The organism is Kribbella sp. NPDC059898, assembly GCF_042730855.1.
Taxonomy (GTDB): domain Bacteria; phylum Actinomycetota; class Actinomycetes; order Propionibacteriales; family Kribbellaceae; genus Kribbella.
Genome location: NZ_JBHWKR010000005.1, coordinates 90,672 through 104,043, shown reverse-complemented (window position 1 = coordinate 104,043; position 13,372 = coordinate 90,672). Strand labels below are relative to the sequence as shown.

Genomic DNA, 13,372 nt, shown 5'->3' with positions numbered 1-13,372 from the left:
GACTATCTGTGGTTCTTGACCCACTTGCGGTACACCAGGAACATCCGCCAGCCCACGATGAGCCCGGCGAGACCCGCCATCGTCAGCGGAGCGTGCGCGACGATCAGCACGCCCACGAACACCACCCCGACTGCGAGCTCCTTCACGAACCTCACCACCAACTGCCGCTCCGCCGCGGGCGGCCGTGCGGCGAGCGACACCTCGGGCGTCGGCGACCCGCTGGGCAGGGGCCCGTCCAGATCCGGCATCGGCAGGCCGTCGAAGACCGCCTTCAGGTCGCGGCGGGTCTGTGCCGTCGTGACGAACAGGTTGATGCGTCGGGACAACTCCGCCTGGTCGATGGTCCCGGCCGTGTACAGGTCGGTCAGGGCGACCGCGCACCGCTGCCGGTCGTCGCTGGTCAGCGGGGTGCTCCGGTTCTGGCGCTGCACAGGAGGGCGGCGCTTGGGGCGGGCGCCGACCAGTTCGTACTCAGCGGGTCCGATGTCCTGTGGGCGACGGACGATGGTCGAGGTACGCAGCAGGTGGTCCAGGACTCCCTGGATCTCGTCCGGTTCCGCGCCGGTCCGTCGCACCAGCTCGTCGCGGCTCTTCCGCCCGTGGCCCAGCGCCCGCAGGACCATACGCTCTAACTCTTCAGGTGTCATCCGCTCCGGCGAGCTATCGAGCGCACCCTCGCTCAAGGCCCCGGCCAGCAGGCCGCCAAGCGCCCTGCCGATGGCCCTGGAGGGAGAGTCCAGCATCTCGGCGACCAGCTTCAAGCGGACGGCACCGGCCCCGGTCAGCTCGTACTCGGCCGGCATGCCCCGCTGGGTCAGGCGCGCGACGGACCCGTCCTCGACCAGCTCGTCCAGAGCGGACTGCGCTGTGTCGTCGGTGGCGCCGGTGCGGCGTACCAGCTCGGCTCGCGTGAGTGGAGCATGTCGCAGTTGCGTCAGCAGGACATGCTCCAGCATCGCGTCTATCGCCACAGTTCCCCCCTCGGCTCATTCTCGCAGAACCGGGTGGTCAGTCGAATGTCAGAAGCAGCAATCCTCCCGAGTACGTCGGACGCAGTACGGCCTCCACCCGGACGTGCTGAGCGCGTACTGGCGTGAACGACGTGCTGTTGGGCTGATCGACCGCGACGTCGTACGGCGTGGTGTTGTCGGCCGGGCGCCACGTCGCCCCGTCGAGCCACAGGACCCGCCAGGACTGCGGTACGCGGCACTGGCCCGAGCCGGTGTCGTCGTACCAGTACGCCGAGACGCTCGACAGGTCCCGTACCTCGCGCAGGTCGTACTCGATCCACTCCGTCGTCCCGCGACGGTCCCACCAGGTGAAGCGCGGAATCGACGTGTCTGCTGACGATTCCGGCGTACGGCCCGAGTCGGGCGCCTCCAGCGAGTCCCCGTCGTTCACGTGCGACGCGGTGATCCGGGTGCGGTAGAACCACTCCTCGCCCTGCGCAGACACCTGCGGGAACGACGTGACCCGCAGCCGGGCCGCCCCCATAGGTATCAGGGTCACGGTCTCCACAGGCTGCTCTGACAGTGCAGGGCTCTGCTGCAGCAGCCCTACGACGTCCTCGGTGTCCGTTTCCCACTGCGGGATCCGCTGAGCCTGTGTGGTGAGTGCCAGCGGTACGCCGTCCCGTGTGAACGGGTTGCCGCCGCCCTCCCGTCGTACGACGTCAAACGTGGCGCCTGCGACGAGCCCGTAGTTCCACGGGGATTCCGGGTACACGGAGAGCTCCGGCCAGGCCTCCGTGCCGCCGATGCGCTCGTACCGCTCGTCGATCTGCAGCGAGTACGTCAGCGGGCCGCGGTCGACGGACACCGAGTCGTGGTTGTCGTTCCAGACGCGGGTGGTCGTCCGCATCGGCAGCTTGAGCTCTACACGGTCACCCGGATGCCAGGTGCGCTCTACCTTCATCCAGTCGCCAGCAGTGCGCACCTGCTCCCCGTTGACCTTCACCGAGGCGCCATGCGCCCAGCCGGGACGCCTTAGGTACAAGGGGAATCGCACCGGACGCTGCGACTCCACCGTGAACGTAATGGTGTCCGAGAACGGGTACTCCGTGTCCTGTACGACGGACACGGTCTCGCCCGTTCCGACCGTCGCAGTCACCTTGCTGGCGGCGTACATCGACGCGGCCAGACCGTTGTCCGTAGTAGCCAGCCACAGCTCCTGCACGTAGTAGGGCCAGCCCATGCCGTAGTTGTGCGGGCAGCACCTGTACTGGTGCACGCCGTACTTGTAAGAGCCCATCGGGAACGCGTTCTGGAACTGCCCGTGCTTCGGCTGGTCGTCGAGCTGCACGCTGTTCGCACAGGTGATGTAGTGCATCACCTGCTGCTGCGGGTCGTACGACGCCGGTAGCGAGTTGAACGCGAGCTCCTCACACCTGTCCGTCCACGCGACGTCGCCCGTGAACCGGGTGAGCAGCTCGTAGCTGTGCATCAGCTCCACGATCCCGCACGTCTCGAACCCCTGCCGCGGATCACCGAACCCAGGGCGCGAGTTCTCGTCACCGGCGTACCCGCCGCCCGGGAACTGTCCGTACAGGCCCATGACCGTCGCATAGTCCCGGTACGTCGCCTCCCGGTGCTTGGCGTCCCCGGACAGCAGCCAGTACTGCAACGGCTCCCGGAAACCCTGCGCCAGGTTGACGTTATGCCAGGTGGGGATGCCGTTCACGTAGTCCGCCGACCCGTTGTGCATCTTGGTCACCAGATCGAGCAGCCACTGCTCACCGGTGCGGTTGTACAACCAGTACGCACTGTCGATGTTGTCGCCCCAGCGGAACGCACCCCACGACCGGTTGAACACCTCCGGCGGCTGCGTGTTCTGGAACCTCAGGTACTTCGTCATGAACGGAATGACCCGCTCGTCACCTGAGTACTCGTACCAGGACCGGAACGATGCCAGCAACGGCATGCCCGGCCAGAAGTCCGGGCCGTTCTCCAACGACGTCCGCAACCGGTCCGGGCCGAACCACCCGTCGGCCGCCTGCGTAGCCAGGATCCCGTCCATCCACCGTTGCGTCCTGGTCAGTACGCCGGTGTCGCCCGTAACGTAGCCGAGGTCGCCGAAGCCGCGCAGCCAGTACGGCAGCTCCTCCCATGCGCCGAGCGCCGGGTCGACCCAGCCGTTCGTGTCGTAGACCAGGAAGTCGGAGATCTCGTCGTACCGCCCGCACAGCCCGTTGACCTGCAGGTCGAGCTGCTGCGCGAGCCAGCCGCGTGGCTCGATCGCACCGGGTGGGAGCTTCTGGAACGGGACAGGGCGCAGCGGAGCATGTTGCGGGACGTAGTGCCCGCCGCGACTCGCCGGCGGGCCGGAAGGAGGGGCGGCGGTCGCGGAACTCGTCACGAGCACCGCCGCGGCCAGAGAGACACCGAGGAAGTCACGTCGGGGCAGTCCTTCGGGAGTGGGTTCGGACATGGGTGCGCCTTTCGGGTGACGGGGGCGGACATCACACCGACGGAAAAACGGCACACGTTTTCCGTCACTGACAACGTAGGTCTCAGCTAGGCTTCGACGCAAGACGGGACGACCAGGAGGATGACAGGATGAGGCCGCCGGCAGTGCGAATGGTGGATGTTGCCGCGCTCGCGGGGGTGTCCGCCGGGACGGCGTCCAAGGCGCTCAACAACACCGGCCAACTGAGCCAGGAAACCCGCGACCGGGTGCGGCAGGCGGCCGAGAAGCTCGGGTTCACCCCCGACAGCCGGGGTCGCGCGCTGTCCTCCGGCCGCACGTACACGGTCGCGCTGGTGACCACCGACAGCACCGGCCGGTTCAGCATCCCGATCATGCGCGGCGTCGAGGACGTGCTCAGCGCCGGGCAGCTCGCGACCGTGCTGTGCGACACCCGGGACGACCCGCTGCGCGAGCTGACGTACCTGCGCTCGATGGTCGCCCGCGGCGTCGACGGCTTCGTCGTCACGGGACGTCGTACCGAGCCACGGCCGCCGATCGACGTACCGCTGCCGGTCGTCTACGCGCTCGCCGCCTCCAGCGACCCCAAGGACGCCTCGGTGATCGTCGACGACGCGGGCGGCATGGCGGCCGCGATCACGCATCTGCTGAGCCTCGGCCGGCAGCGGATCGCGCACATCACCGGTCCCGTCAACCACCGCTCCGCCACGGCCCGCGCCGAGGCGGTCGTCAGCACTGCCGGCGACGCGCTCTGCGGCGAGCCGCTGTACGGCGAGTGGAGCGAGCGGTGGGGGCGCCAGGCAACGGACGTCGTACTGCGGCAGGGCCCGGACGCGATCAGCTGCGGCAGCGACCAGATCGCCCGCGGCGTCTGCGACCGCCTCCGCGAGCTCGGCCATGCCGTACCCGACGACATCGCGGTCACCGGCTACGACAACTGGTCGGTGATGGCGATGGCGAGCCGTCCGCCGCTCACCACCGTCGACCCGCGCCTCGAGGACCTCGGGCGCCGCGCGGCGACCGTGCTGCTCGAAGGAATCGCCGGCAAGCGGCACCACGGCGTACTGGAGCTCCCGGCCCGGCTGATCACCCGGGAGTCGACCCTAGGCGCCTGACTTCTTGCGTTGCTCGTCGCGCTTCGGGCGGGAGGCCCAGCGGTACGCGAAGAACACCCAGGCGAGTGCGGGCAGCCCGAAGATCGCGGCAACGATCTCCCGGCCGAACACCAGGAACAGCAGCCCGGCCAGCGCGAACGGCAACGCCATCCACACCGCACCGATGAACGCCGCCCATCGCCACTTCCCCGGTGTCCGCGGCACGGGCTTGTACAGCGACGGCGTCGGCAGGCCGGCGAAGATCGGGATCAGGTCGCCGTGCGTGACCGCGTCGTTCAGCAGGTCCACCCGCCGGTGCAGTTCGTCCTCGTCCAGCCGGCCGATCGCGAACTGCTCGGCCAGCTCGTCGGTACAGACGTGCCGCTCCTCGTCGGTGAGGCGGATGTTGACCATCCGCCGCCGCGTCGCGACCTCCCGCGCCTCCTGCCCGGCCGCCGTCGCGTACCCGATCAGGTCGCCCGGTTTCACCGGTCGCCGCTCCGCCATCCGCCTCACCTCACACTCGTCATTCAGAGTGTGCCATCCGGGTGGTCAGCTGAGGGCCGCCGGAAGTGTCGCGGTCCAGGCCTCGCGGAGTTCCGCCAGGGGGAGTTCGAACTGGTCCTGGACGTCGAGGGTGTCGCCGGTGATCACGCCGATCTTGGCATGCGGGAAGCGGCGGGCGGTGCACATGTCGGTGAACCGCACCTCCTCGGTCCGCGGTACGGCGACGATCGCGCGGCCGGCCGACTCCGCGAACAGGAACAGGAACGGGTCCAGCCCGTCCGGCGCCCACACCCGCGCGCCGATGCCGCCGCGCAGCGCCGACTCGGCCAGCGTCTGCGCGACACCGCCGTCGCTGACGTCGTGCGCCGCGTCGATCAGGCCGTCCCGCGAGGCGTTGATCAGGATGTCGGCGAGCTGCTTCTCCGCCTCCAGGTCCACCGCCGGCGGCCGCCCGCCGAGGTGCCCGTGGACGACGTGCGCCCACTCGGACCCGGACAGCTCGTCCTCCGTCGTCCCCAGCAGGTACAGCTGGTGGCCTTCCATCTCCGCGGTGAACCCGATCGGCGTCCGCCGGGTCACGTCGTCGATCACGCCCAGCACGCCCACGACCGGGGTCGGCAGGATCGGCGTCTCGCCGGTCTGGTTGTAGAACGACACGTTCCCGCCGGTGACCGGCATGCCGAGCTCCTTGCACGCGTCGACCAGCCCGCGGATCGCCTCGACGAACTGCCACATCACGGCCGGGTCCTCGGGCGAGCCGAAGTTCAGGCAGTCGGTGACCGCGACCGGCCGGGCGCCGGTGGTCGCGACGTTCCGGTACGACTCGGCCAGCGCCAGCTTCGCGCCGGTGTACGGGTCGAGCTTGGCGAACCGGCCGTTGCAGTCGGTGGACACCGCGACGCCGAGGCCGCTGGTCTCGTCGACCCGGATCATGCCGCTGTCCTCGGGCTGCGCGAGCACCGAGTTGCCGAGCACGTACCGGTCGTACTGGTCCGTCACCCAGGACTTGTCGCACAGGTTCGGCGACGCGACCAGCTTCAGCAGGGTGTCCCGCAGCTCCGCCCCGCTGCTTGCCCGCGGCAACTTCTCGGCGGCGTCCGCCTGCAGTTCGTCCTGCCACGCCGGCCGCTCGTACGGGCGGTCGTAGACGGGGCCCTCGTGCGCGACGGTCCGCGGCGGTACGTCGACCACCCGCTCGCCGTGCCAGTCGATCTCCAGCCGGTCGGTATCGGTGACCTCGCCGATCACGTCCGCCTGCACATCCCATTTGGCGCAGATCTTCAGGAATGCCTCGACGTTGTCCGGCGTCACGACCGCCATCATCCGTTCCTGCGACTCGCTCATCAGGATCTCTTCCGGCGCGAGCGACGCGTCTCGCAACGGCACCTTGTCGAGCGAGACGTGCATGCCGCCGTCACCGGCGCTGGCCAGCTCGGACGTCGCGCAGGACAGCCCCGCGCCGCCCAGGTCCTGGATGCCTTCGACGACATTCGCCTGGAAAAGTTCGAGCGTGCACTCGATCAGCAGCTTCTCCATGAACGGGTCGCCCACCTGGACGGCCGGCCGCTTGGTCGGGCCGCCGTCCGCGAACGTCTCCGACGCCAGCACGGACACGCCGCCGATCCCGTCACCGCCGGTCTTCGCGCCGTACAGGATGATCTGGTTGCCGAGGCCGGTCGCGTTCGCGAGGTGCAGGTCCTCGTGCCGCATGACGCCGATGCAGAGCGCGTTCACCAGCGGGTTCCCGGCGTACGTCGGGTCGAAGACGACCTCGCCACCGACGTTCGGCAGGCCGAGGCTGTTGCCGTAGCCGCCGACGCCGGACACGATCCCGGGCAGCACCCGCCGGGTGTCCGGCGCGTCCAGCGGTCCGAACCGCAGCGGGTCCATCACCGCGACCGGGCGGGCGCCCATCGCGAGGATGTCGCGGACGATGCCGCCGACCCCGGTAGCCGCGCCCTGGTACGGCTCGACGTACGACGGGTGATTGTGCGACTCGACCTTGAACGTGACGGCGTACCCCTCGCCGATGTCGATCACGCCGGCGTTCTCACCGATGCCGGCCAGCATCTTCCCGGCCGGGGTCTCCTGCGGGATGTCGCCGAACTTGCGCAGGTGCACCTTGGACGACTTGTACGAGCAGTGCTCGCTCCACATCACCGAGTACATGGCCAGCTCGCAGCTGGTGGGGCGCCGGCCCAGGATGTCCCGGATCCGCTGGTACTCGTCCGGCTTCAGACCGAGGTCAGCCCACGGCTGCTCGACGTCCGGCGTGCTGCTGGCGTTGCTAACGGTGTCGGTCGACACTTCAGGACTCCTGCACTAGGTGGGACTCAGGTAAAACGGTAGCTGGCTGGTGGGAAGCCAGGAGGTGGGCCACCAGGATCGGTACGGCGAACCCGGCCATGATCGCGGGCAGGGCGACGCCCGCGTCGTTCAGCAGCATGCCGACGATGCCGCACACGGACAGTGCGAGCAGCGTCGGCCGGACCATCGGGCTGCTCCGGTAGAAGTCGCGGTACGCCTGCGACGGAACCCGGTCCGGGAACACCGTGGCGAACACGCACAGCAGCACCGCGATCAGCATCGTCCAGCCGGTCGGGCCGTGGAAGAACATCACGGCCATCTGCAGCTTGCGGACGAACACGTCGTCTACGTCCCCTTGGAGCACCCGGGCGAAGAACGTCCCGAAGTGCGTGCGCTCCGCCGCCGGCCGCAGGTAGTCCAGGAACGCGACAGCCGTGACAGCCAGTACGCCGAGCACGCCGACGCTGATCAGTGCACGCAGCGAGAGGCTCCCGCGCCACGTCAGCCAGGCCATCAGCAGCACAGCCGGCGTGAGCGCCAGGATGCCGCCGAAGTCGGTGCCCCAGCCCGGTGTGCCGTCAACGATGATCGCCGCACCGCCGATGACCAGGACGGAGACCGCGGCCTGCGCCTTGCTCTTGCCGAGCAGCCTGTGCGCGGCCCACCCGGCCGTGACGAGCGCCCCGACACCCAACGCCGCGAACGTCGAGTTGCCGAAGCCGTAGAACCGCCCGCCGATCACAGGGCCGTCCGCGTACATGCTGCCGAGCTGCATGGGCGTCCCCAGTACGCCGTCAACGAGCAGCAGCAGGTACGCCGCGAGCGCGAGGCCGAAGTACGCGTACTTCTTCAAGAAGAGCTGGGCCAGGGCCGCGGACAGGACACTGATACCGATCGTCACGGCGTACAGCGAGAAACCAGGGGCGGGCCAGCGCCACCAGACGGTGGCCTGTGCCAGGAAGACCGCGATGTAGAAGCCGCCCTGGACGAGGAGCGTGAAGACGGCGGCACGGCGGGACGCGGGCGAGCGGCGTACCAGGAACCAGATCAGGGCGAGTACTTCGGCGCCGACGATCGTCAGGGCTACGTAGAACAGCACCGGGCGGGGCTGTTCGTACCGCTGGTTGGCGCCCAGACGGTCCGCGATCACGGCGGACGCGTCGGTATGGAGCTTGCCGGTGAAGTGGATCTCGCTGCCGTCCAGCGGGCTTGCGGTCTCCTCGCCTGCCGGGTCCACGGTGGCGGGAGTGCGGCCTTTCAGGATGGTCGCGGTGATGTCGGTGAGCTGGATCAGGCCGGGACGCCGGGTGCTGTCGCTTGTGAGCCAGCGCGGGCCGTTGTCCGGCGGGAGTTGCAGCGCGACCAGGGTCTGTTTGTGTGCGTTCAGGTCTTCCTGGCTGACGCCGGCCAGCAGGACCCAGCCGCCGGCGGCGCGTGCCTGCGCGACGAGGTCCGCGACCTTCTTGCGGGCTTCGGCGCGGCCTTCGCGCAGCGGCATCGCGCCCGCGTCGACGATCGCGTCACCGCAGTCCGGCTTCGCCAGCCGGGACGGGTCGAACGTGGGCTGCCAGTTGGCGACCGAGCCGTCGGTCTTCGCGAGCGCGATCGCGGCGCCCGGGCCGAAGCCGCAGATCGGGTAGCCGGTCTGGCCGAGGCGGCCGATCGGGGCGCCGGTGTGGTGCTCGGCCTGGCGGTCGACGTACGTCTGCCAGTTGTCCACCGTGCCGTTGGTCACCGCGGGCAGCTCACCGCACGGCTGGTCCGGAATGTTCCCCCAGGCCCGCGTACCGGCGCTGATCGTCAGCCAGCCGTCGATCGGGCAGGTGTGCGGGCCGGCGGTCTTCACCGAGATCGACCCCACGTGCGCCTGGTCGACCAGCGCGGTCAGCTCCGGCGACGCCTGCACGTCACTCCAGGTCAGCCCGGGAACCCCGACCACCACGACCTTCGCGAACAGACCCGAAGGTGCCGCGTCCGCCGTGCTGGTGCCGCCGATGGCTGCGGCGAGCGCCGCGACGCAGAGGAGCACCCGGCGCGCCCCCGACCAGCCCATCAGCCGGCGACGACGGCCTTCAGCACCGAGGTGAAGAAGCCCAGGCCGTCCGTGGTGGGGCCGGTGAGTGTCTCGACGGCGTGCTCCGGGTGCGGCATCAGGCCGACCACGTTGCCGCGCTCGTTGGTGATGCCCGCGATGTCGCGGTACGAGCCGTTCGGGTTGCCGAGGTACCGCGCCACCACGCGCCCCTCGCCCTCCAGCCGGTCCAGCGTCGCCTCGTCCGCGACGTACGAACCGTCCTGGTTCTTCAGCACGATCGTGATCTCGTGGTTCGCGTCGTAGTCGCTGGTCCACGCGGTGCGGTTGTTCTCGATCCGCAGCGGCTGGTCCTTGCAGATGAACTTGCGGTGGTGGTTCTTGATCAGCGCACCGGGCAGCAGGTGCGACTCGCACAGCACCTGGAAGCCGTTGCAGATCCCCAGCACCGGCATGCCCTCGCCGGCCTTCTTGATGACGGTCTCCATCACCGGCGCGAACCGGGAGATGGCACCGGCGCGCAGGTAGTCGCCGTACGAGAACCCGCCGGGCAGCACGACCGCGTCCACGCCGTGCAGATCCGCGTCGCCGTGCCAGAGCGCGACCGCCTCGGCCCCGGCCACCGCGGCCGCCCGCCGGGCGTCGGCGTCGTCCAGCGAACCGGGGAAGGTGACGACCCCGATCTTCACTGGTCCTTCTCCACGTGCAGCACGTAGTCCTCGATCACCGGGTTGGCCAGCAGGGTGTCCGCGGCCTTCCGGATCTCCGCAATGGCCTCCTCGGTCGCCTCACCGTCCAGGGTGATCTCGAAGCGCTTTCCCTGCCGCACATCGGCCACACGAGAGAAGCCGAGCCGGCCGAACGCGCCGTGCACCGCCTTGCCCTGCGGGTCGAGGATCTCGGGCTTGAGCATGACGTCGACGACAACGCGAGCCACTGACTACTCCAGGTTCGTTGCGGGGTGACGCCTGAATCCTACCGACCGCGGCGCGGAACTCCCGCATCCGGACTACTCACTCAGTACATACACGCAATGTATAGTTCTCAGCATGGCCACAGCCGAGCTCGTTCTCGGGCTGCTGTCCGGGGGGCCGGCCCACGGGTACGACGTGAAGCGCGGGCACGACGCCTGGTTCCCGGACAGCCGCCCGCTGGCGTTCGGGCAGGTGTACACGACGCTCGGCCGGCTGGAGCGGGACGGACTGGTCGAGATCGTCGACAAGACCTCCGGCGGCGGACCGGACCGGACCGTCTACGCGCTCACCGCGAAGGGCCGCGACCATCTCACGGACTGGCTGAACGACCCGGTCCCGCCGGCCTGGGGCAGCGCGGACGAGGTACTGCGCAAGCTCGTGGCCGCGATCCGTACCGGGGGCGACGCGGCCGGGTTCCTGGCCCGTCAGCGCGCCAGCCACCTGCGCCGGATCCGGGAGCTGCGCGAGACCCCGGCCGACGACGACCCGACCTCACCGCTGGTCCGCGAGTACACCGTGGCCCACCTGGACGCCGACCTGCGCTGGCTGGACAGCGCGCTGGACCGCATCGCCGAGCAGAGGGGGACTCGCTGATGAACGCTTTGGAACTGGAGAAGGTCGAGTACTCGTACCGTCGCAACAGCGCCCTCCGCGGCGTCAGCCTGCAGCTCGCGCCGGGTGAGGTCGTGGCGGTGACCGGTGCCAGCGGTTGCGGCAAGTCGACGCTCCTGCACTGCGCGGCAGGCATCCTGACGCCGGACGTCGGCGCCGTCCAGGTGGACGGGCAGGACCTGGCCGAGCTGCCGGAAACGGACCGTGCGGCCCTTCGGCGTACGAAGATCGGCATAGTGCTGCAGTTCGGACAGCTCGTGCCGGATCTGCCGCTCGTCGACAACGTGGCGCTGCCACTGTTACTGGGGGGACATGAACGTGGTGAAGCTCATGTGTCCGCGATGAACTGGCTGGAGCAGGTCGGCATCGCGGACGACGCTGACGCCGTACCTGCCGAGCTGTCCGGCGGACAGACCCAGCGGGCTGCAGTAGCGCGCGCACTGATCACGGGGCCCTCCGTAGTACTCGCAGACGAGCCGACGGGCAGCTTGGACAGCCGGGCCGGTCAGGAGCTCCTCGACGTACTGCTGCAGGCTGCCCGGTACCGCGGGGCGGCGTTGCTGATGGTGACGCACGACAACCTCGTGGCTGCGTCGGCCGACCGTGAGATCAGGCTGCGGGACGGTCTGATCCAGCACGAGGTTCAGCTCTGATGACGCTCGAGACACTGGTCCAGCTGGCACGTTCACGGACTCCTGCCGACCGCGGGCGGGTCCAGCTCGCCACGGCGGCCCTGGCACTCAGCGGGGCCGTCCTGCTTGGGGCACTGCGCATCACCCGCCTGGGCAAGAACCCGCTGAACGAAGAGGTCTACAGCAACTACATCGCCGAGCCAGGACTCCGGTCCGGCCTGATAGCGATCCTTGTCATCCTGGCCGTCCTGATCGGTGGCCTGGCAGTGCAGGCATTGCGGCTGGGTACTGCGGCCCGCGAACGGCGGCTGACCGCGCTCAGGCTCGCGGGAGCATCCAGGAAGCAGCTACGGCAGCTCACCGTGGCAGACGCGACCGTGGCCGGTCTGGCGGGCGGCCTGCTCGCGGGACCGACGTACCTGCTGCTCAGCCTGGTCTTTGGCGCCCTACCGCGGATGGCTCGAGTCCTACCGGGCGCTGAGGTGCTGGACGCGGTCCTGTGGCTCCCGGTCATCGTTCTGACCACAGCGGCCGGTGCTGTCATCGGCAGCCTGCTGCACCGCGACGGGTCGACGTACGAGCCGCAGCCCGTCGCCCGACGTCGTACGGGCCTCATCGCCGGCCCTGTGCTGCTCCTGCTGGGCCTGATCGCGGCGCCGTACCTGGGGTACGTCGCTACCACGGTCGTGCTGGCCGGTACGGCGTTGTTGTTCCTCGGCTCGTCGACGCTCTGGATCGGCTGGCTCGGACGGCGGATGCGGCGCTCGGGTGACCCGGCCGACCTGCTGGCCGGCGTCCGGCTGCTCGCGGACGGACGGCCCTCCTCGCGGATGAGCGTGCTGCTCGGCTGCTGCGGCTTCCTGATCGGCACCATGGCCAGCGGGATCGAGAGCGTGATCGTCGACCCGTACCAGATGGCGGGCAGCGGAACGTTCTACGCCACCGGGTTCGGGCTCGCGATCGTCGGGCTGCTGATCGTCGTACTCACTGCCATGGCCGCGCTGTTCGTCGGCGTCGCGGACCAACTCGTCGACCAGCGGCGGCAGTTCGCCAGCCTGACCGCGCTGGGTGTCGACCTGCCGTTCCTCCGCGTGGTCGTCCGCCGCCAACTGACCGCGGTCGCGGCACCGGCGCTCGCGGCCGGCCTACTGGTCGGCACGCTGATCGGCATCGAGCGGGTTGCCGGCGGGGCCGTCGCGGCGTTCGACCCGGTCGCTGTGATCCTCGCGGCGGTGCTGGCCGCCGGCGGCTGGCTGTTCGGCCAACTCGGCGGCACGGTCGCCGGTTTCCTGCTTCGCAACCAACTCCGGGACGCACTCGATCCCGAGAACCTGAGGGCGGCCTGATGACTCTACTTTCGGCCGGGCCTCCGGCGCCGGCGTGGTCCTGGGGCTGTGACTCCCGGTCTTCCCTCGTCGCTCCGGTCGCTTCGCTCCCTCCGCTCCTCAGTCCAGACCGGGAGGCCCCATGACCATCGAAGTTTCTGCCCAACCGGCATTGCTGCTCGGCGTACCGAACCGGATCACGCTGATCCGGACCGTGGTCGCGATGGCGGTCGCGACGTACGCGTTCCGGACCGGCGACCTGACCTGGCTGGTGGTCGGGTACTTCTCGTACTGGTTCGGCGACAGCCTCGACGGCTGGGTGGCCCGGCGCCGGAAGCCGGCTGATCATGATCCTCTGCGGCCGCCGGACCGCCGGACCCGCCGGGGGTCACGATGGGTAGTAACCCTGGCCCCTCCCCGATGTGGGCCTAGGTTCCGTGCCATCGATGGGATTGGCGCTTAGCCT

At 69.5% G+C, this 13,372-nt stretch carries 12 protein-coding genes; 5 read left to right on the top strand and 7 right to left on the bottom strand.

The window, feature by feature from the left end; all coding sequences use genetic code 11:
• Positions 1-2: 2 nt before the first annotated feature.
• Both ACFV9C_RS17530 and ACFV9C_RS17525 read right to left on the bottom strand, forming a co-directional pair.
• Entirely contained in the window at positions 3-971 is a 969-nt protein-coding gene (locus ACFV9C_RS17530) for a DUF1707 domain-containing protein (RefSeq protein ID WP_380194770.1), read from the bottom strand.
• Positions 972-1,008: 37 nt separating this feature from the next.
• A complete protein-coding gene (locus ACFV9C_RS17525) occupies positions 1,009-3,426 on the bottom strand; it encodes a beta-L-arabinofuranosidase domain-containing protein (RefSeq protein WP_380194768.1) in 2,418 nt (805 codons plus the stop codon).
• Positions 3,427-3,554: 128 nt separating this feature from the next.
• On the opposite strand from ACFV9C_RS17525, the gene ACFV9C_RS17520 reads away from it, so the two are divergent.
• Entirely contained in the window at positions 3,555-4,538 is a 984-nt protein-coding gene (locus ACFV9C_RS17520; protein WP_380194766.1) for a LacI family DNA-binding transcriptional regulator, read from the top strand.
• On the opposite strand, the gene ACFV9C_RS17515 is transcribed toward ACFV9C_RS17520, so the two are convergent.
• The 5 genes from ACFV9C_RS17515 to purS are packed head-to-tail and all read right to left on the bottom strand — an operon-like array spanning position 4,527 to position 10,300.
• On the bottom strand, positions 4,527-5,024 hold the full coding sequence (locus ACFV9C_RS17515) for a DUF1707 domain-containing protein (RefSeq protein ID WP_380194764.1): 498 nt from the start codon (positions 5,022-5,024) through the stop codon (positions 4,527-4,529). The two genes, ACFV9C_RS17520 and ACFV9C_RS17515, sit on opposite strands and share 12 nt — an antisense overlap.
• A 45-nt stretch (positions 5,025-5,069) precedes the next feature.
• A complete protein-coding gene (purL, locus tag ACFV9C_RS17510) occupies positions 5,070-7,331 on the bottom strand; it encodes a phosphoribosylformylglycinamidine synthase subunit PurL (RefSeq protein ID WP_380194762.1) in 2,262 nt (753 codons plus the stop codon).
• Between the two features lies 1 nt (position 7,332).
• Positions 7,333-9,384: a hypothetical protein gene (locus ACFV9C_RS17505; protein ID WP_380194760.1), complete on the bottom strand. Its 2,052-nt coding sequence runs from the start codon at positions 9,382-9,384 to the stop codon at positions 7,333-7,335.
• On the bottom strand, positions 9,384-10,052 hold the full coding sequence (gene purQ / locus ACFV9C_RS17500) for a phosphoribosylformylglycinamidine synthase subunit PurQ (protein ID WP_380194759.1): 669 nt from the start codon (positions 10,050-10,052) through the stop codon (positions 9,384-9,386). The genes ACFV9C_RS17505 and purQ overlap by 1 nt, the downstream gene beginning before the upstream one ends.
• Entirely contained in the window at positions 10,049-10,300 is a 252-nt protein-coding gene (purS, locus tag ACFV9C_RS17495) for a phosphoribosylformylglycinamidine synthase subunit PurS (protein WP_380194757.1), read from the bottom strand. The genes purQ and purS overlap by 4 nt, the downstream gene beginning before the upstream one ends.
• A 112-nt stretch (positions 10,301-10,412) precedes the next feature.
• Here purS and ACFV9C_RS17490 point away from each other — a divergent pair, with 112 nt between their 5' ends.
• From ACFV9C_RS17490 to ACFV9C_RS17475, 4 genes are all read left to right on the top strand, one after another.
• Positions 10,413-10,931: a PadR family transcriptional regulator gene (locus tag ACFV9C_RS17490; protein WP_380194755.1), complete on the top strand. Its 519-nt coding sequence runs from the start codon at positions 10,413-10,415 to the stop codon at positions 10,929-10,931.
• On the top strand, positions 10,931-11,602 hold the full coding sequence (locus tag ACFV9C_RS17485; RefSeq protein ID WP_380194754.1) for an ABC transporter ATP-binding protein: 672 nt from the start codon (positions 10,931-10,933) through the stop codon (positions 11,600-11,602). Before ACFV9C_RS17490 ends, ACFV9C_RS17485 begins: the two co-directional genes overlap by 1 nt.
• Positions 11,602-12,927: a hypothetical protein gene (locus tag ACFV9C_RS17480; RefSeq protein WP_380194752.1), complete on the top strand. Its 1,326-nt coding sequence runs from the start codon at positions 11,602-11,604 to the stop codon at positions 12,925-12,927. The genes ACFV9C_RS17485 and ACFV9C_RS17480 overlap by 1 nt, the downstream gene beginning before the upstream one ends.
• A 121-nt stretch (positions 12,928-13,048) precedes the next feature.
• Positions 13,049-13,369 (top strand): CDP-alcohol phosphatidyltransferase family protein, encoded by a 321-nt coding sequence (locus tag ACFV9C_RS17475; protein WP_380194750.1) that lies wholly within the window; start codon positions 13,049-13,051, stop codon positions 13,367-13,369.
• Positions 13,370-13,372: the final 3 nt, after the last annotated feature.